The 18,858-nt window shown below is 72.8% G+C and carries 13 protein-coding genes; 7 read left to right on the forward strand and 6 right to left on the reverse strand.

Translation table 11 applies throughout. The features are described 5' to 3' along the window. The first annotated feature begins 16 nt into the window (after nucleotides 1-16). A complete protein-coding gene (gene purL, locus M9914_02060; protein ID MCO5172955.1) occupies nucleotides 17-2,254 on the forward strand; it encodes a phosphoribosylformylglycinamidine synthase subunit PurL in 2,238 nt (745 codons plus the stop codon). Next, the gene (gene purF, locus M9914_02065) at nucleotides 2,251-3,690 is read left to right on the forward strand and encodes an amidophosphoribosyltransferase (protein MCO5172956.1); all 1,440 of its coding nucleotides are present in this window, start codon (nucleotides 2,251-2,253) and stop codon (nucleotides 3,688-3,690) included. The genes purL and purF overlap by 4 nt, the downstream gene beginning before the upstream one ends. A 159-nt stretch (nucleotides 3,691-3,849) precedes the next feature. Here purF and M9914_02070 read toward each other — a convergent pair whose 3' ends face one another. Together M9914_02070 and M9914_02075 are read right to left on the reverse strand one after the other, a co-directional pair. Beyond that, nucleotides 3,850-4,716, reverse strand: coding sequence for a WecB/TagA/CpsF family glycosyltransferase (locus M9914_02070; protein ID MCO5172957.1), 867 nt, complete (start codon nucleotides 4,714-4,716; stop codon nucleotides 3,850-3,852). Continuing rightward, complete coding sequence (locus M9914_02075; GenBank protein ID MCO5172958.1) at nucleotides 4,713-5,432, reverse strand: 2-phosphosulfolactate phosphatase; 720 nt, start codon at nucleotides 5,430-5,432, stop codon at nucleotides 4,713-4,715. Before M9914_02075 ends, M9914_02070 begins: the two co-directional genes overlap by 4 nt. 309 nt (nucleotides 5,433-5,741) lie before the next feature. Here M9914_02075 and bshC point away from each other — a divergent pair, with 309 nt between their 5' ends. Beyond that, the gene (bshC, locus tag M9914_02080) at nucleotides 5,742-7,307 is read left to right on the forward strand and encodes a bacillithiol biosynthesis cysteine-adding enzyme BshC (GenBank protein ID MCO5172959.1); all 1,566 of its coding nucleotides are present in this window, start codon (nucleotides 5,742-5,744) and stop codon (nucleotides 7,305-7,307) included. A gap of 106 nt (nucleotides 7,308-7,413) precedes the next feature. Here bshC and guaB read toward each other — a convergent pair whose 3' ends face one another. Both guaB and M9914_02090 read right to left on the reverse strand, forming a co-directional pair. Continuing rightward, on the reverse strand, nucleotides 7,414-8,928 hold the full coding sequence (gene guaB / locus M9914_02085) for an IMP dehydrogenase (protein MCO5172960.1): 1,515 nt from the start codon (nucleotides 8,926-8,928) through the stop codon (nucleotides 7,414-7,416). A gap of 43 nt (nucleotides 8,929-8,971) precedes the next feature. Next, a complete protein-coding gene (locus M9914_02090; GenBank protein ID MCO5172961.1) occupies nucleotides 8,972-9,373 on the reverse strand; it encodes an acyl-CoA thioesterase in 402 nt (133 codons plus the stop codon). A 117-nt stretch (nucleotides 9,374-9,490) separates the two neighbouring features. Here M9914_02090 and M9914_02095 point away from each other — a divergent pair, with 117 nt between their 5' ends. The 3 genes from M9914_02095 to M9914_02105 all read left to right on the forward strand — a co-directional run bounded on the left by M9914_02095 (nucleotide 9,491) and on the right by M9914_02105 (nucleotide 13,585). Then, nucleotides 9,491-10,204, forward strand: a complete 714-nt coding sequence (locus M9914_02095; protein MCO5172962.1) for a SagB family peptide dehydrogenase — start codon at nucleotides 9,491-9,493, stop codon at nucleotides 10,202-10,204. A 142-nt stretch (nucleotides 10,205-10,346) separates the two neighbouring features. Continuing rightward, nucleotides 10,347-11,558, forward strand: coding sequence for an aminotransferase class III-fold pyridoxal phosphate-dependent enzyme (locus M9914_02100; protein MCO5172963.1), 1,212 nt, complete (start codon nucleotides 10,347-10,349; stop codon nucleotides 11,556-11,558). A 149-nt stretch (nucleotides 11,559-11,707) separates the two neighbouring features. Continuing rightward, nucleotides 11,708-13,585 carry a hypothetical protein gene (locus M9914_02105; GenBank protein MCO5172964.1) on the forward strand — a complete coding sequence of 626 codons (1,878 nt, stop codon included), beginning with the start codon at nucleotides 11,708-11,710 and terminating at the stop codon, nucleotides 13,583-13,585. 51 nt (nucleotides 13,586-13,636) lie between these two features. On the opposite strand, the gene M9914_02110 is transcribed toward M9914_02105, so the two are convergent. Together M9914_02110 and M9914_02115 are read right to left on the reverse strand one after the other, a co-directional pair. Further along, complete coding sequence (locus M9914_02110) at nucleotides 13,637-15,085, reverse strand: hypothetical protein (GenBank protein ID MCO5172965.1); 1,449 nt, start codon at nucleotides 15,083-15,085, stop codon at nucleotides 13,637-13,639. Further along, the gene (locus M9914_02115) at nucleotides 15,082-15,966 is read right to left on the reverse strand and encodes an Ig domain-containing protein (GenBank protein MCO5172966.1); all 885 of its coding nucleotides are present in this window, start codon (nucleotides 15,964-15,966) and stop codon (nucleotides 15,082-15,084) included. Before M9914_02115 ends, M9914_02110 begins: the two co-directional genes overlap by 4 nt. A gap of 86 nt (nucleotides 15,967-16,052) precedes the next feature. Here M9914_02115 and M9914_02120 point away from each other — a divergent pair, with 86 nt between their 5' ends. Then, nucleotides 16,053-18,791, forward strand: a complete 2,739-nt coding sequence (locus M9914_02120; protein MCO5172967.1) for an alpha-amylase family glycosyl hydrolase — start codon at nucleotides 16,053-16,055, stop codon at nucleotides 18,789-18,791. The last annotated feature ends 67 nt before the right edge of the window (nucleotides 18,792-18,858 follow it).

Here is an 18,858-nt window from a genome sequence, read left to right on the forward strand (position 1 = left end):
GGGAGTGACCCGAACCATGCCAGATGACCTGAGGGCGCGCGCCGCCACGTTCGGCCTGACGCCCCACGAGTTCGACGACGTCGTGCGCAGGGTCGGCAGGCAGCCGAACGCGCTCGAGGCCGCCATGTTCGGCGCCCTGTGGAGCGAGCACTGCGGCTACAAGAACTCCAAGCCGCTGCTGCGCAAGCTCCCGACCGCCGGCCCCCAGGTGCTACAAGGACCGGGCGAGAACGCCGGCGTCGTCGACATCGGCGAGGGCTGGGCCGTCGCCTTCAAGATGGAGAGCCACAACCACCCGAGCGCCGTCGAGCCGGTCCAGGGGGCCGCCACGGGCGTAGGGGGGATCCTCCGCGACATCTTCGCCATGGGCGCGCGGCCGTTCGCCACGTTGAACGCTCTGCGCTTCGGCGAGCTCGGCGAGGAGCGCAACCGCTACTTGTTGGGCGGCGTCGTGCACGGCATCGCCATGTACGGCAACGCCATCGGCGTGCCTACGGTGGGCGGCGAGGTCGAGGTCAACCCCTGCTTCGCGGAGAACCCGCTCGTCAACGTCATGGCGCTCGGCCTGCTCAGGCACGACGCGCTGCAAAGAGGCACGGTCGGTCGGCCTGGCAACCGCCTCTTCTACGTCGGCTCGAAGACGGGCCGCGACGGCCTGGGCGGCGCGGTGTTCGCCTCGGCCGACCTCTCCGGGAGCTCAGGCGCCGACCGTCCCGCCGTCCAGGTGGGCGACCCGTTCATGGAGAAGCTCCTCCTGGAGGCGTGCCTCGAGGCCTACGCCGCCGGCCTCGTCGCGGGGGTGCAGGACATGGGCGCCGCCGGCCTCACGAGCTCGGTCGGCGAGATGGCGCACCGGGCCGGACTCGGCGTCGACTTCCACGTCGACAAGGTCCCTACGCGCGAGGCCGGCATGACGCCGCTCGAGGTCATGCTCTCCGAGTCGCAAGAGCGCATGGTGGTCAGCGCCGCGCCCGGCAAGGAAGCCGAGCTGCTCGCGCTCCTCGCCAAGTGGGAGCTGGACGCCGTCGAGGTGGCCACCGTCGCCGAGCACGGCCGCTTCAAGGTCTTCGAGCACGGCGAGCTCAAGGCGGACATCCCGGTGGCGGCGCTCAACGAACCGCCCGAGTACGTGCGCGATGGCGTCGAGGACCCCGGCGTGAGCGCGGCGCGTGGGCGCGACCTCGGTGACCTGCCGGACGCCGCCGATCCCGCCGCCGCGCTGCTGACCCTGCTCGCGAGCCCGACCGTGGCCTCGAAGCGCCCGATCTACCGCCAGTTCGACCATCAGGTGATGACGAACACGGTGGTCGTCCCCGGCGCGGCGGACGCCGCCGTCTTGCGCGTCAAGGGGACCGACCTGGGCGTGGCCGCGACCGTCGACTGCAACTCCCGCTACGTCTACCTCGACCCGGAGCTCGGCGCGGCGCACGCCGTCGCCGAAGCGGCCAGGAACCTCTCCTGCGTCGGCGCGTTGCCGCTAGCCGTCACCGACAACCTCAACTTCGGCAACCCGACGAACCCCGGCGTCTACTACCAGTTGGAGAGGGCCGTCGCGGGGCTCGCGCGTGCCTGCCTCGCCCTCGACACGCCGGTCATCGGCGGCAACGTCAGCCTCTACAACGAGTACGCGGCGCCCGAGGGCCGGCGCGCCATCCACCCGACGCCGACCGTGGGGATGGTGGGCGTCCTGCAGGACGTGAGCCGGCACGCAACCTCGGGGCTCAAGCGCAGCGGCGACGCCGTCCTGCTGATCGGGCGGGCCGCGGGCACGCTTGGCGCGAGCGAGTACCTCTACCGCGTCCACGGTCTGGAGGCCGGAGCCCCTCCGCCCCTCGACCTGGTGGAGGAGGCCAAGGTCCAGGCGGTCGTAAGGGGCCTGATCGCGGACGGGCTATGCGACACGGCCCATGACACGAGCCAGGGCGGCCTGGCGGTGGCGCTCGCCGAGATGCTCCTGGCGGGGAGCGCGGCGGCCACGGGCCTGAGGGTCGACCTCGGGGCCGGCGCGAGCGCGGCGGAGCTGCTGTTCGGCGAGGCGGGCGCCCGCGTGGTGCTGGCGCTGGCGGAGCACGCCGTGGCCGAGACCCTGGCGCGGTGCGAGGCGGTCGGCATCCCTGGGAAGGTGATCGGTACGGTCGACGGCGGGACGTTCGAGGTGAGCGCGGCGGGGAGGACGCTCACCCTTGGCTCGGAAGCGTTGCGGACCGCGCACGAGGGCACGTTCGCGGTGGCGTTGGGCGCGCAGGCCGGATGATCGAGCTGCCGAAGGCCCTCCTGCCGGACAAGCCGCGCGAGGAGTGCGGCGTGTTCGGAGTCTGGTTGCCGGAACCGGCCGATGTCGCCGGCATCTGCCATCTGGGCATCTTCGCCTTGCAGCACCGGGGCCAGGAGTCGTGCGGGATCTGCGTGGCCGGTCCCGACCAGGTGCGCCTCGAGAAGGACATGGGCCTGGTCGCGGAAGTGTTCACCGAGGAGCGCCTCGAGAAGCTGCGCTTCCCTGGCGCCAAGCAGGGGGTGGCGCACACACGCTACTCGGTGACGGGCTCGAGCTTGCGCTACAACGCGCAACCGCTCACCGCCCGGTCGAACAAGGGCTACCTGGCGCTCGTGCACAACGGGAACTTCACGAACGCCCGCGAGATCCGCGACGCCCTGCTAGCCCAGGGCGTCGTGTTCCAGACGAGCAACGACAGCGAGGTGATGCTGAACCTCATCGCCCGCTACAGCGACCTGGGCCTGGCGGACGCCACGGCGCGGGCGATGAGCGAGCTCGAAGGCGGCTTCGCCGTCGTCCTCATGGACCAGCGGCGCGTGATCGGCCTGCGCGACGCGCACGGGGTGCGCCCCTTGGTGCTCGGTCGCCTGGACGGCGGCTACGTGTTCGCCTCCGAGCCGGCCGCGCTGGCCCTGGTGGGCGCCGAGTACATGAGGGACGTCGCCCCCGGCGAGCTCGTCGTCGTGGACGAGACCGGCATGACGTCGCGGCAGGTCCTGCACGGCGTGAGCACGCCCTGCGCCTTCGAGTGGATCTACTTCGCACGCGGTGACGCCACCCTCGAGGGCGTCGACGTGCACGCGGCCCGGGTGCGCATGGGCGTCGAGCTCGCTCGCGAGGCGCCGGTCGAGGCGGACGTGGTGGTGGGCGTGCCCGAGTCCGGCCTCGCGGCCGCCGTCGGGTACGCGCGCGGGAGCGGCGTGCCTTACGACATCGGGCTCTACAAGTCGCCCTACGCGGGGCGCACGTTCATCAACCCTACTCAGACGTTGCGCGACCTCAAGGTGAGGCTCAAGCTGCGCCCGACGGCGGCCGTGCGCGGGAAGCGTGTCGTGCTCGTCGACGACTCCATCGTGCGTGGCACCACGTCCGGCCGCATCGTGCAGCTCCTGCGCGAGGCGGGCGCGACGGAAGTGCACTTCCGCGTCTCGAGCCCGCCGATCCGCTACCCGTGTTACTACGGCATCGACACGGCCGCGCGCAAGGAGCTGGTGGCCGCGACCACGAGCATCGAGGGGATACGGCGGCGCATCGGTGCCGACACGCTCCACTTCCTCACCATGGACGGCCTCGTGACGGCCCTGGGCCTGCCCGGCGTCTGCCTGGCGTGCTTCGACGGACGCTACCCGGCTGGGCGTCCGAGCGACCTGGCGGAGTCGGAGGGGCTGGAGCCGGCCGGTTGGGGAGCTCGGTAGGCGGACGGCTCCTGGCGGGACCGCCCTTGGCGCGCCCGGCTGTGCGCGCCTCACGCCAATGCCTTGTGGCAGATAGATAGCCGGACCTTGACGCGCCCGGCTGTGCGGTACAGGCGCCTCGCGTCTCGCGCGTCCCGGCGACGCCCTAGACCCGCGCGCCTAGCTCGACCTTGAACCCCCCTTTGCGCCAGGGCGCCCCTCGCGCAGCACCAGCCACAGGAACTTCGCCAGCCGTGGCACGCGCTTCCAGCGCCGCCGGTCGAGCGTCACCCGGAAGAGCCACTCGACGCCCAAGCGCGTCGTCCACGCCGGCATGCGTTTGACCTCGCCGGCCAGCACGTCGAGCGTGCCGCCGACCCCGATGAGGACCTTCGCGCCGAGCTCGTGTGCATGCCGGCTGAGGAACAGCTCCTGGCCCTCGCCGAGCCCGGCCAGGAGGAGGTCGGCGTTCGCGGCCCTGACGGCGGCGCAGACGGCGCCCGCCTCGGCGACGCGGTCGAAGTAGCCGTGGTGGTGGCCGACGACCGTCACGCCGAAGCGGCGCGACGCCTCCTCGGCCGCCCGCTGCGCCACCCCCGGCTTGGCGCCGAGGAAGTACACGCGCAGCCTCGGTCCGGCCTCACGGAAGAGCTCGGTCACGAGGTCGACGCCGGGCACCCGCCCGGGCAGCACGCGACCGGCGCGCCGCGCCGCCAGGGCGACCCCGACGCCGTCTGCCACGCTCAGGTCGGCGCTCCTGAGCGCGGCGGCGAGCTCAGGGTCGGCCAGCCCCTGCACGACTATCTCGGGGTTGAGGGTCACGACCAGGCGGGGGGCTCCGGCCGCCAGCGCGGCGCCCGACACCCAGCGCACCGCGTCCTGCAGGTCGACGACGTCGACGGGGAAGCCCAGGACGAAGACCCGCTCCGGAGCGACGGTCGGCCGGGCTCCAGCCCCGGCGACCGTGCCGGCCACCGCGTTCGCGAGCCGGTCCGGGGCCGCTCCCATGGCCGGATCGTCGGGCGCCCCCACGCCCCTTTCGCTCAAGCGGCCTCGAAGCGGAAGAGCGGCCCGTGCTCGCCCGGCGCCACCGAGCGCAGCTCCGGCACGCGCTCGCTCGCGGACACGCGCGCCGCGTAGCCGATGTCCTGCTCGAGGCCGATGGAGCGCAGGTAGAGCCCGGCGAGCGAGCGCCACAGCACGTCGACCGGCTCCGGGAAAGCGCGCAGGAGCGCCGTCGCGAAGCGCGTAGCGCCCCTCACCCGCGCCCCCTCGACCTGCCGCCTCACGAGGCCGGCGATGAGGGCGGCGGCGAGGGTGTCGTCGAGGTCGGGCTCGCCGGCGAAACCCGAGCAGACGAGGTCGATGCGCTCGGTGGCGACCTCCGCCGCGCGCCTGGCGACCGCCTCGGCGTTGTAGAGCGAGCCGAGCAGCACGTGACGCGCCCCGCCGAGCTGGTCGAGCCAACGGGGAGCGTTCTCCGAGACCATGATCACGTCGAGGCCCGCGACGGAGGCGTGGACGAGGTTGGCCGGCGAGTTGCCGTGGTTGAAGCCCTCGGGGGGCACGCCCTGGCGTTCGCCGACCAGCACCCGCCCGCTGCCGGCCTCCGCGCGCGCCCTGCGCATCGAGGGCGTGAGCGAGAGGCTGGAGGCGCCCTGGTCGAAGAGCATCGGCGCGACCGTGCAGGTCCTTAGCACGTCTATGAGGACGACGACGTCTGAGTATGGTCCGCTAGGAACGATATCCGTATTGATCAACATAAGTGTCTTAAGTGAAGCCGGTGGCGCCGTGACGCGCTCACCGGGTGAGATACGGCCGCCCGAGGTCCGTTGAGCCCGGTCCGCCGCGATGCTCGCGGTTCCCCCTTCGCGGGAAGGTGGTTTCGGTCCCACCTCTGGCGGCGTGAGTCTATCACGAAGAGGCCGGCCTGCCAGCCCGGGCCCTCGTCGCCCGGGCCGTTGGGCGCGGGCCGCTAGCCCGGAGCCGCAAGTGGTATGACGCCATGCCGGCGTGGTCGAGCCCGTAGCCCGAAGCGTCACGGTGCCTGCCCGTGCCGGATAAGCTGCGCCGTGCCACCACGAGCGACGCCCCCGACCGACTTCGCGCACGCTTACTCCTCCGGCTCGCTCGCCGACTTCTTCGAGGTCGCGCCAGGCGACCTGAAGCGCGCGGTCGCCCTGCCGCGTCCTCCAGAACGCGCCTCGCTCGTCGCCGCGCTTAGGCGCCACGCGCTGGCCCTCGGCGCGCCGGCGCCCGTCCTCGCCAACCTGGAGCGCCTAGCGCACCCGGAAGCGCGCGCCGTGGTCACGGGGCAGCAGACGGGTCTGCTCCTCGGGCCGACCTACAGCCTGTCGAAAGCCATGACCGCCATAGCGCTGGCCAAGCGTCTCGACTCGGAGGAGCGGCCCGTCGTGCCCGTCTTCTGGCTCGCCACGCAAGACCACGACGCTCACGAGATGGACAACACCTACCTCCTGGACGCGAGCGAGACCTTGCGGAGGATCGCCGTCACGTTGCCGGACGGCGTTGCCGTAGGCCGCGTCCCCTTGACCAAGGAGCTGGTGGCCGACGTGGCGGCCAGCCTGGCGACGCTCACGCCCACGCCGCGCTTCCGCCAGCCCGTGTGGGAGCTAATCGAGGGCGCCGCGAGCTCCGTAGCGACGTACAGCGACTGGTTCGCCGCGCTCTTCACGCGCCTTCTCGGCGGCGCCGGCCTCGTGCTCATCGACCCGCTGAGGCCGGACGTCGCGGAGCACTTCATGCCTGTCATCGAACGGGAGCTGGCCGACCCACTGGCCACGCCGGCGGCGATCAACGCCGCCGGCAGGCGCCTCAAGGAGCTCGGGTACGAGCCGCAGCTCGGGCGGGCGCAAGGCGCCACGAACCTGTTCGTCGAGGTGGACGGCAAGCGCCTCCTGCTCAGGGCGGCGAACGGGGGCTTCGTCGTGGAGGGGCGGCGCTTCACGCGCGACGACCTCATGGCCCTCCTCGCCACGGACCCGACGGCGATAACGCCGGCCGCCGGCCTGCGGCCCGTGACCCAGGACTTCGCCCTGCCGACGGCCGTTTTCGTGCTGGGCCCGGGCGAACTGCGCTACGTCTCGCAGCTCAAGGACGTCTACCGCTTCCACGGCGTGCCCATGCCGCTGGCGTGGCAGCGGGCCACGGCCACCGTCATCGAGCCCGTGACCGCCCGGCTGCTGGATGGCCTCGGGGTCAGCGCCGCGCGCTTCAGGGCGCAGCGCGGCGAACTGCAGGAGCGAGTGCTGCTGGAACGTCACGGACACGCGGAGAGGTTCAGGACGGCCGCCGGTCGTATCGAGGCGGAGCTCGAGGGGCTGTTGGCCGAGGTGGCCGGCATCGACCCGACGCTGGCCGGCACGGTGAGGCGCGGCCGACACTACCTGGAGGAGACGCTCGCGCGCCTGCGGGGCAAGACGAGTGCCGCCCTCGCGGCGCGCGACGAGACGACGGCCAGGCAGTTCGACCGCCTGGCCGCGCATCTGCTCCCGCTCGGACAGCCTGCGGAGCGCGTACTGAGCCCCTTCAGCCACGCGCTGAAGTTCGGTGTCGAGCCGCTCATGGACCGCTTCGCCACCCTGGCGCCCGAGCACGAGCAGGAGCTCTTCCTCTAGGGCTCGGGCGCTTGCCGGCGACCGGGGTCGGCGCGGCGGCAAGCGCCCACGGCGGGTCCAGGCGAGCGCGGGGGCTGGACGGCGGAGGTCCGGGCGGCCGCGCGCGTCAGCCCTTCTTGGAGACGGAGTAGTTGGGCGCGTCCTTCGTGATGGTCACGTCGTGCGGGTGCGACTCGATCAGGCTCGCCTGGGTGATGGTCACGAACCTGGCGTTCGCCTGCAGCGCCGCGATGTCCGGCGTGCCGCAGTAGCCCATGGCGGAGCGCAGCCCGCCGGCGGCCTGGTAGATGACGTCCCCGACGGGCCCCTTGTAAGCGACCATCCCCTCGATGCCCTCCGGCACGAGCTTGGCCTGGTTGCCGGCCGAGGCGTCCTGGAAGTAGCGGTCGGCGCTGCCGCCCGCCATCGCGCCGAGGCTGCCCATGCCGCGGTAGGCCTTGTAGCGGCGGCCGTCCCGGAGGATCTCCTCGCCGGGGGCCTCGCTCGTCCCGGCGAGGAGCGAGCCGACCATCACGACGTCGGCACCGGCCGCGACGGCCTTGGCGATGTCGCCGGAGTACTTGATCCCGCCGTCCGCCACCAGCGTCACGCCCGTTCCCCTGAGGACGTCGGCGACCTCGAGGATGGCGCTGAGCTGCGGCATGCCGACGCCCGTCACCACGCGGGTCGTGCAGATCGAGCCGGGACCGACGCCGACCTTGACGCCGTCGGCACCGTTCTCGACGAGCGCGGCCGCGCCAGCGGCCGTCGCGACGTTGCCGGCGATCACGTCGACGGCGTGGGCGCCCTTCACGTAGCGCAGCGCGTCGAGGATGCCCTGGCTATGCCCGTGGGCGCTGTCCAGGACCAGGACGTCGGCGCCGGCGTCGACGAGCGCGGCCGCGCGCTCCTCGAGGTCGCGGCTCACGCCGACGGCGGCCGCCACGCGCAGCCTCCCGAGGGCGTCCTTGGCGGCCAGCGGGTACTCGATGCGCTTGGTGATGTCCTTGATCGTGATCAGGCCCTTCAGGTACCCCCGGTCGTCGACCACGAGCAGCTTCTCGACCTTGTTGGCCCTGAGGATCTCAACGGCGGTCTCGAGGGTCGTGCCGACGGGCACGGTGATGAGGCCGTCCGACGTCATCAGGTCCGCGACGGGGCGCGTCATGTCGGTCTCGAACCGCATGTCCCGGTTCGTGAGGATGCCGACGAGCTTGCCGTCGCGCTCGACGATGGGGACGCCGCTGATGGAGTACTCGCCCATCAGCCGGTCCGCGTCGGCCAGGGTGGCGTGCCGCTCGAGCGTTATCGGATCGACGATCATGCCCGACTCGGAGCGCTTCACCTTGCGCACCATCTCGGCTTGCGCCTCCACCGACATCTTCTTGTGGATGACGCCGATGCCGCCGAGGCGCGCCATGGCGATGGCCATCTGCGTCTCCGTCACCGTGTCCATGGCGGCCGACACGATGGGGAGGTTCAGGCGCACGGAGGCCGTCAGGCGCGCCGAGAGGTCGACGTCCTTCGGCACCACGCGGCTATGCGCCGGCACCAGGAGCACGTCGTCGAAGGTCAGCGCGGTGCCTACGATCTTGTCGACCCGGCTCTTCGCCGGTGCCTGACGGACAGCTTGTGAGCTCATGCGGGGCCCTTTCCTTCGCGTTTGGGTGCGGTTGGTCGTTGGTTCACGGGTTGGTGGCGAGCAGCTCCAGAATCGGCGTCAGCCAGCGGTCCGGCAGGCGGACGGCGTGCCCGGCGCGGTCGGTCGGCACGTGCGTGGTGGTGGCGGTGGCGACGAGCGCCCCGTCGGCCGGGCGCGAGACCCGGTAGGCGAAGGCCACCCGTCTGCTGCGCGCCTCGGTCAGGGTGCTATGCACCTCTAGGAGGTCGTCGAAGTACGCGGCCGACCGGTAGGTCACCGCGACGCTGGCGACCGCGAGCGACAGGCCCGAGTCCTCCATCTCGCGGTAGCTGAGGCCCCGTTCCCGCAGCCACTCGACCCGACCCGCCTCGAACCACGGGACGTACGCGCTGTGGTGGACCACGCCCATCTGATCGGTCTCTACGAACCTGACTCTCAGTTCCATGCGGCTCGGCCGTGGGCGCTCACGCTCCTCGCGCCGCGGCGGCCTGAGGCAGCATAACCCCGTGCCTCGGCCGGCGGCGCTTCGCGCGGTGCTAGAGTGCCTCCGGGAGCCGGACTAGTGACAGCGAGCAGAGGCCGCACGTTCGGTGCGGAGTTCTTCGACCAGACGAAGTATCGCCGCGGGCAGCTGCCCCCGTCCCGTACGCGCATAGCGCCGCCGTTCAAGGTGCTCGCGAACCCGTCGGAGGTGGCGAGCCTGCCCGCCCCGCAGCTCAAGGGCGGCGCGGGCATGTGGACCGCCCTCTCACGGGAGCGGAGCGGCGTCGCGGAGGGCGGCAGGCTCAAGCAGGTCCACCTCTCGCAGCTCCTATGGAGCTCGGCCGGTTTCAACTACGGCAGGCAGAGGGTGCACGTCACGGCGCAGGCGGCCTCCTCGCTGGAGGCGTACCTGCTCGTGTTCAACGTCCAGGACCTCTTCGCCGGCGTCTACCACTACAACCCGCGCGACCACAGCCTCGACCAGCTCAGGATGGGGGAGGTGAGCGGCGAGTTCGCAGAGGTGGCGCTCGCTCCCATCGAGGCGGGGGCGCAGGCCGCCGCCGTCTGCTTCACCGGGGTGCCGGCGCGCCACCGGGTAGCCGACGGGGGCCGCCCCTACCGCTACCTCCTGCTGGACGCGGGGGCGGCCGCTCAAGGGCTCGTGCTCGCCGCCAGCGCGCTCGGGCTGGCGGCCACGTACGCTGCCGACTTCTACGACGACGAGCTCGCGAAGCTCCTCAAGGTCGACGGTCGGTCCGAACTGCCGCTCTGCTTCGTGACCATCGGCTCCTGAGCGCCCTTCCCGCCCGCGCCTACCGGTTCTAGTAACTCCGCTCCTCCCCGAAGCCTTCCAGGCGCACGCCCGCGCCGCGCCGGCAGTATGCTGCCCGGATGCAGGCCGCCCGCAGCGGCCGGCCATGAGGGAGCGTAGACGCATGCCGAGTTCCAACGTCGACCAGACCGCCGCCACGCCGAGGCTTTCCCGTAGCGCCGAGATCCTCGCGGCGGCGGAGGTCCACTCCAGCGGGCTGTGGCACCCCGACGTCGTGTTCGTGCGCGGCTCCGGCGCGCTCCTGTACGACGCCGACGGCCGCGAGTACCTCGACTGCCTCGCCGGCATCGCCGTCGCGAGCGTTGGGCACGCCAACGAGCGCCTGGCCGACGCGCTCGCGCGCCAGGCGCGGCGTCTGATCGTGTGTCCGCAGAACCTCGGCAACGACGTCCGCACCGAGTTCACGAACAAGCTGTTCCAGTTCGTGAAGCCGCCCCTCACGCGCGTCTTCCTGGGCAACTCCGGAGCCGAGGCCAACGAGGCCGCCCTGAAGTGGGCGCGCGTCGCCACGGGCCGCCGCCGCTTCGTGGCGGCCCAGCGCGGGTTCTCCGGCCGCACCATGGGCGTGCTGCCCCTGACGTGGGAGCCCAAGTACCGCGAGCCGTTCGGACCGTACGACACCGAGGTGGAGTTCGTGCCGTTCAACGACGTCGCCGCGCTGGAAGCGGCCGTCGACGAGCGCACGGCCGCCGTCCTCCTCGAGCCGATCCAGGGCGAGAGCGGCATCCGGCCGGCCACGCAGGAGTTCCTGGCCGCCGCCCGGGCCGTCACGAAGCGCCGCGGCGCGCTGCTCGTGTTCGACGAGATCCAGACGGGCGTCGGGCGCACGGGGACGTTCCTGGCGAGCGAGGCGTTCGGCGTCGACCCCGACATGGTCACGCTCGCCAAAGGCCTGGCCGGCGGCGTGCCGATCAGCGCCCTGCTGCTGACGGACGAGGTGGCGAGCGCCATGCCGAAAGGCGGTCACGGCACGACCTTCGGCGGCAACCCGCTGGCGGCGGCGGCCGGCCTCGCCGTGCTCGAGGAGCTCGAGGCGCGCGACCTCATGGCCAACGCCACCCGCCTCGGGGAGCGGCTGATGACCGGGCTGCGCTCCGCCGGCGGCGCCGTCAAGGAAGTGCGCGGGCGCGGACTGCTGATCGGGGTGGAGATGAACGTGCCGGCCGGACCCATCATAGACGCGCTGTTGGCCGAAGGGGTCGTCACGACCTCTGGCGGCGGCGACACGGTGCGCTTCCTGCCCCCGCTCGTGATCGAGGAGGCGCAGGTCGACGAGGTGATCGCCCGCGCGCGCAAGGCCTTCGCGCGCTTCTGAGCCGGAGGGCGCGGCTGGGTCGCGACCGGCGCCGGACCACCGCCCAGGTCGGCGGGTGGCGACCGGCTGGACGCGCGCCCGCTCCGGGCCGCCGCGTGCGTGAGGTTTCCCGTGCCGCACGCTGAACCGCCTTACGTATACTGACCGTCGTGGGACCGAGGCTGGAGAGCATCGCGCTCGAGTTGCTCGAGTACAAGGTGGAGGAGTACGGCTCCACCCGCCTGGTGCGCGGCGGTCTCAGCTCCGTGTGGGAGCTGCTCGGCATGCTCAACCGCGAGCGCGAGCGCCTCAGCGCCGCGGAGCGCGCCCGGCTCGACGAGGCCGCCAGGACGATGGCGAGCACGAGCGAGGGGCAGACGCCCCTCGCCGCCGTGCCGAGCCTCGTCTCGCTCGTCCTGGACGACGAGGGCTCGGTAGAGCTTGCGGGCGAGGTCCCCGAGAAGACCCCGACCCTCCACGGGTCGACCCCGGAGGAGCGCGAGGAGCACGCCGTCCTGCAGAGGCTGGCGAGGCGCGTCTGGTGGGACGACCTCGAGCAGTACGTGCAGCGCGTCGCCGCCGGCTGGCGCGCGGAGCGCGACCGGTTCACCGCCAGGCTGGTCTTCGCGACGCTCCAGAACCTGCAACGCAACGCCGACCGCAGCACGTTCGGACACGACCCCGGGCCGCGCGTGTTCCGGGTGATCGAGCCGATCCCGACCATGAACGACCCGCTCGTGTCGCTCTCCGACCTCGACTCGCTGGCCGAGATTGTAAGGGAGCTCATCAACGTCGTCATGACGAGCGGCAAGGTAGGTAACCCGCTGCCGCCGCTGGAGCGCGGCGAGTCCGGTACGTTCGCGTACGTGAGGAACGCGGCCCTGAGCGTGGCGAACGATCCGTACGCCGGCCGCATGGCGCCCGACACGAACAGGTCCGTCACCTCGACGCAGTTGCGGCTCGCCCTCCAGGAGCTCGGCAAGGAGCGCCTACCGGAGGAGGAGCGGGCGGCGCAGCGCCGGGACCTGGAGCGCAGGCTCGTCGAGGTCAGCGCCAAGGAGCGCTCCGACCGCCAGGCGTTCCAGCGCGACACCGGCATGTTCACGGACCTCGTCGAGGCGTTCTTCGGGCGGCTCGCCGGCTACCTGCCGACGAGCGTGGGCGGGGAGGCGGCCGGACCGCAGCTGGAGGGGGGCATCCTGTTCGGCGTGAACCCCATCCTGCGCTGGGACAAGGTCCCGCCCGGGGCCACGTCCGTCACCGTGCGCATGGTAGGGCCGCTGCGCCTGGCGCTGGCCGGCCACGACCTGGCCATCGCGGGTGTCGGCAGGGCCAGGACGCTCTACCTGGACGGCGAGGAGCTGGAGCTCGACGGCTCGGGCATCATCCAGCGCGACCGCCTGCGGCTCGGCGCCTTCAGGGAGGGCGACTACGTCCACCTACGCATCCGCAACGACGCGCGCTCCTTGGGCTCGCGCCTGGCCGACGCGCTCGTGGTCAACAGCGTGCTGACCAGCCCGCAGCGTAGCGAGCTGCTCGCCGTCTTCAAGGTCATCGCGAACAACGTCAGGGGGGAGCCCAACGAAGTGGTCGACCAGGCGGTCGCGAGGGCCAACGTGGTCGCCGCCCGCGCGCCGGACAAGTCGAAGGCGCTCGACGGCCTCCTGCGCGGCGCCGCGCGGGCCGCAGGGGTGCTGATCTCCGAGCCCGTGATGCGCGAGACGGTCGGTCGGCTCGCCGGGGTCGACGGCGCGGCCGTCACGGACGTCGCCGCCATCGTCGCGGCGTCCGGCGCTTCCGAGCATCAGGTGAAGACGATCACCGACGAGCCCATGACCTTCGACCTCGCGAACCTCAAGATCACGGTGAGGCAGTACCGCGGCCGCGGCCGTACGGCGCAGGAGAGCCTCGTCGCCATGCTGCCAGGGCAGGTCCTGGGCTCCTTCGCCGACTACCTGCTGGTGCCACGGCCGAACGGCACGCTCCTTTTCGCCAGGGGGGAGGAGGAAGTGGCCGTCCTCTTCCTGCCGGCCCCCGTCACGGCCTGAACTCGCCTCCCCGACGGTGTGCGTGCGCCGGGCGTTCCCCCTCGGACCGGTTCAGTCGGGCGGTGCGGTGCGTGAAGGCGGCCCGAACTCGTAGGCCTCGCGCAGCGCTTCCAGGTCGGTATCGTCTACCTTGCCGTCGCCGTTGAAGTCGGCGGCCAGGTTGACGCCGGTCTGCCCATAAGCGCGGCCGAACGCGGCCAGGTCGTAGAAGTCCACCGCCCCGCTCCTGTCGAGGTCCGTCGGCAGGTACGCGCGGCGCTCTAACAGCTCGGCCACCTCCCCCGGCGTGGGTGCGGTCGCGTCCTGCGCCAGGGCTCGCGCCATGATGCCGTCTCCGCCTTCCGGCAAGCCCAGTAGGATGCCGAGCTCGTGGACGAGGGCGGCGGTGACGCTCGCGCCGGCCGTCGGCGAGATCAGCACTTCGATCCGACCGGAGCGTTGGAGCGTCAGCGACAGGGCGTCGGACCCCATGAGCTCGTCGGCGCCGTAGCGCACGACCGTGGCCGCGTCCTGGCCTTGCGCGAATACCGCCGTGCCGGGGGCCGCCTCTTCCCACACCTTGGCCGCGTCCGAGGCCAGCTCCGAGAGGAGGAGGGGTCCGCCGTCGTCCTCGACGCGGTAGGCGACCGCGGGCGCGGCGGGTCGCGGCGCGGTCGGCAGCGTGGCAGCGGAGGTCGGTTCGCTCGGACCCTCGTCGCCCTGGCCGGGCGCGTCCGGTTCGCCCGGCGGCGTTCCGGGCTGCCCGGCACCCTGCCCGGCCGCCGGCTCCGGCTCGGCGGGCGCGTCCGGTTCGCCGGCGGCTTGCGCCGGACCGGTTTGGCCCGGTGCCGCCTCGCCTTCTTCGGAGGGCGCGCCGGTGGAGGAGGCGTCTGGGGACGCCTCGGCTTCCGGCTCCGGCGGCGACTCCGTGCCGCGCGCGAGGAGCGCGGTGAGGGCGTCGGCGAGCTCGGCCTCGCTAGCGGCCACGGCCTCGCCCGCGCCTCCCCGCACGAGCGCGCCGCTCGCGCTCACGCTGAGGGGCCGGCCTTCCGTGTCGAGCGCGTCGGTGCCACTCAGCAGCCACGCCCCTTGAGCGACGCCGACGACGGGCGAGGCGAGGGCGTCGTCCTGGTAAGCGAGCACGAGCCACCGCTGGCCGAGAGCGAACGTCGGCAGCCCGCTCACGACGAGGTCCGACTCGCCCAGCATGCTGCCACCAAGGAAGCGCAGCGTCACCTGCGCGCCCTCGTCCTCGCCGGCCCCGGCCGAGCCTGCGGCCTCCGCGGCCCTGTCGCGCAGGACCCGAGCGTCGCCGAAAGTGACCACCGTCCATGGCAGCCCCTCGTCTTGCTCGCGCGTCACGCTCGCGACCTCGCCGAAGAACACGCTGTCGGCCCGCAGGACCATGGCCTCCGGCGTGGCGGGGCGATAGGTCGTCGCGAGGGCCAACGGCCGCAGCCCGAGGATGAGGGCGCAGACGAGCAGGGCGCCACGTCTCGCCGTTCGGGCAAGGGGTCTCATAGGTCGGTGCTCCCGTCACCGTCTTGCGAGGGGCCGTCCTCGGCAGGTGGCGGCTCGCTCGGCGGCTGCTCGGTCGTGGGGCTCCCGATCCCACCCTCCTGGACCTGGGGACGGCCGACGGAGCCGGCCAGGTACTCGTGGCGCCGCGCGGGGTCGCCGCTGCCGGTCATGACCTCGACCTCGTACCGTAGAGCGACCGTGTCGGGCGCCGTGCGGGGAGTGAGCGTGAAGCCGAAGAGCTCGACGTCGCCGCCCAGCGTCGCGCCGAGTGCGGCCAGGTCGACCTGCAGCTCACCAGGCCCGCTGCGCCACAGGAGCGCCACGTTGCGGCGCGAGGCCTTCGGTTCCCCCTCGAGCTCGAAGCGGTCGGGGTCCCACGTCACCAGAGCGCGCACTGCCGTCGTCAACCGCGCGTCTTCCAGACGCGCCCGCAGCGTCACGGGGCCCCTTACCTCCGTCTGGGGCGCCACGAGCGCGAACCGCGGCGGCGGCGGGGCGCCTACCTGCAGCGTGTACTCCTGGCTCACCCGGGAGAGGTTGGCGTCCGAGACCTCGATCGTCATCGCGAAGGAGCCGGCTTCCGTGGCGATGCCGCGCAGGACCCCGTTCTCCAGCGTGAGGCCGTCGGGCAGCGCGCCCCCCACGAGCGTGAACGTGTACGGCCTCAGGCCGCCGACCGCGTGGAGCTGGCCCTCGTAAGGCTCCAGGAGCACCGCCGTGGGCAGGTCCTGCCCCACGAGGCGCAGAGCCTCGCCCCGCGTCGCCATGTCGCCGGTGCAGCCGGCCAGGAGGGCGCCGGCGACGATGGCGACCAGCGCGAGGACGGCACCGCGTCTCGGCGGCCCCAGACGGCGCGCGGCGGTGATGGACCGGCTTCGCATGTGGGCGATTGTACCGGCCGGCGTATGAGACAGGCTCACGGGACCGGGTCGCGGGCGCGTTCAGGCGGGCGTGATAGAGTCGGGCCTTGACCGAAGGAAGTCGGTTCCTGACGACGCTTGCCGCTAGGCGCCGGTACTCGCTGCCGGCGGCCGCGCTGGGCGGCGGGGACGACGCCTCGCGCCCCGGTGCCCATGCCGCCGCCCTGTGGGCAGTGCGCATCTCGGAGGCGCGTGGTGCGGCCGACGGCGAGCCGCCGAGCGCCGGCGAGCTCGCCGGCGCCGCGGCCCTCCACGACGGCATGCACGCCGTCATCGCCGCGGCGAGCGCGGCCGTCGACGGTCCCGCTCCGCTCGCCGCCGCGTGGGCACGCTGGGCGGGCGGGGCGGCCTCGGAGGAAGCCGCAGAGTACGGGGAGGCCTTCGCGCGTGCCTACGTCGCGACGGTGGCCAGCGCCACCGACGGGCCGCACGACGCTGGACCGCCGACCGGCGCCCAGACCATGGAAGCCACGTGGTTGGTGGCTCGGGCCGCCTCCAACCCGGCGCTCGCCCGCGTGCGCACGCTGCTGGACGACCCGCTGGCCGTGACCGGCGCCTGGCAGGAGGTCGACGCGGCGGCCTCGGCGGCGCTTGCCGGCGTCGCCGCCTCGCCGCAGGGGCCCGAGGTGCCGGGTGCGCGGGCGGGTTCTCGCCCCCTTGACCTGCTCGACCTGCTCCTCGCGCCGCAGCGGCGCGAGCCAACGTCGTTGGCCGGGCAGCTCCGTCTTGCCGCACGGCTATGGGCGCCCTACCTCGCGAGCGCGTCCGGCCTCGGCGAGCGGCTTCTCAGGGCGGCCGACCTCCTGGAGGAGGAGGGCAAGCGGGCTCCGGCCGCTCCCGGACCGCCCCCGCCTCCCCCAGAGCATGCTCACCGCCCTGATACCGTCGGAGCCCCGCGCTACTCGCCTGACGGGGCTTGGATGCCCGAGGTGGCGATGGTGGCGAAGAGCACCTACGTCTGGCTGGCGCAGCTCTCGCGAGCCTACGGAGTGAGGGTCGGCCGGCTCGACGAGGTGCCCGAGGCGGCCTTGACCGCGCTGCGCGATGACGGCTTCAACGCCTTGTGGCTCATCGGGGTATGGGAGCGGAGCCGGGCGTCGCGCAACCTCAAGCGTGCCCGCGGCCAGGCCGATGCCGGCGCCAGCGCCTACTCGCTATACGACTACGTGGTGGCCGAGGACCTCGGCGGAGAGCAGGCCCTCGCCGAGCTGAGCCGCCGCGCCGCCGCCGCCGGGTTACGCCTCGCGAGCGACATGGTGCCCAACCACACCGGCCTCGACTCGCGGTGGTTGGTCGACCACCCGGAACGGTTCGTGCAGCTCCCGGAGCCGCCGTTCCCCGGCTACTCCTTCACGGGCCCCGACCTCGCGGGCGGCGGCGCGGTCGAGGTGCGCGTCGAGGACCACTACTACGACGGCTCCGACGCCGCCGTCGTCTTCGAGCGCCGAGACAGGGCGACGGGGGAGAAGCGCTACGTCTACCACGGCAACGACGGGACGGCCATGCCGTGGAACGACACGGCGCAACTCGACTATCTGCGCGCCGACGTGCGCGAGGCCGTCATGCGGACGATCGAGGAGGTGGCGGGGCGGTTCCCGATCATCCGCTTCGACGCGGCCATGACGCTGGCGAGGAAGCACGTCCAGCGTCTGTGGCACCCGCTGCCGGGCGAGGGCGGCGCCGTGCCGTCGCGCGCGCGCTTCGCCATGAGCGCGGCAGAGTTCGAGCGGCGTATGCCGCGCGAGTTCTGGCGTGAGCTCGTCGACCGCATGGCCGAGCGCGCTCCCGACACCCTCCTGCTGGCCGAGGCGTTCTGGCTGCTCGAGGGCTACTTCGTGCGCGAGCTCGGCATGCACCGGGTCTACAACAGCGCCTTCATGCACATGCTCATGCGCGAGGAGAACGGGGCGTACCGGCGCCTGCTCAAGTCCGTGCTGGCGTTCGATCCGCGGGTCCTGCAGCGCTACGTCAACTTCATGAGCAACCCCGACGAGGAGACGGCCAGGGAGCAGTTCGGCGCCGGCGACAAGTACTTCGGCGTCGCCACCTTGCTGGCAACCTTGCCGGGCCTACCGATGTTCGGGCACGGACAGGTCGAGGGACTGCAGGAGAAGTACGGCATGGAGTACCTGGCCCCGAAGCTGGACGAGCGGCCGGACCCCGCGCTCGTGGAGCGCCACAGGCGTGAGATCGCGCCGCTCTTGCGCGAGCGGGGCACGTTCGCAGGCGCGGACGCCTTCCGGCTCTTCGACCTGGTCGGGGAAGACGGTCCCGTGGAGGACGCCTTCGTGTTCGTGAACCGGCGTGTCGGCGGCGACCGGCGCCCGGGCGGCGCTCACGGCACCGTCCTGGTCGCTTACAACAACTCGCCGCGCGCCGTGGCGGGCAGGGTGCGCGTGAGCGCGCCGTACGTCGACACCCTGCGCGGAGGTGGGTTGCGCTCGGACACCTTGAGCGAGGCCCTCGGGCTCCGAGAGGGCGGGCCGCCGCGCGCGACGTTCACGGACCTCGCCACGGGCGCCCCCACGCGCAGTGCCGACGTCGCCGAGTTGCGGCGTCAGGGGATGTGGTTGGAGCTCCGGCCTTACGAGGCACGCGTCGAACGCGTCGCCCAGACGGTCGACCCAGGGGTGGAGCGCATCGTGGTGCCGCAGTCGGCGCCGGATGGGACGCGCCGGCTCGGCTCCCCGTTCGGGCTGGACCCGCGACTCGCCGGTCCGCGGGGCGGGGGCGCGAGGCGGGCGGCCAGGCGGCGCCGCGCCACGCGCGGGCTCCGCCGCCGCTGACCCGCGGCGCTAGGTAAGAGCCGGGTCGGGCGGGCGGTGGTCAGCGTCGCGCGCTAGCCGTAGGCCG

The sequence above is a fragment of the Trueperaceae bacterium genome, assembly GCA_023954415.1.
GTDB lineage: Bacteria > Deinococcota > Deinococci > Deinococcales > Trueperaceae > JAAYYF01.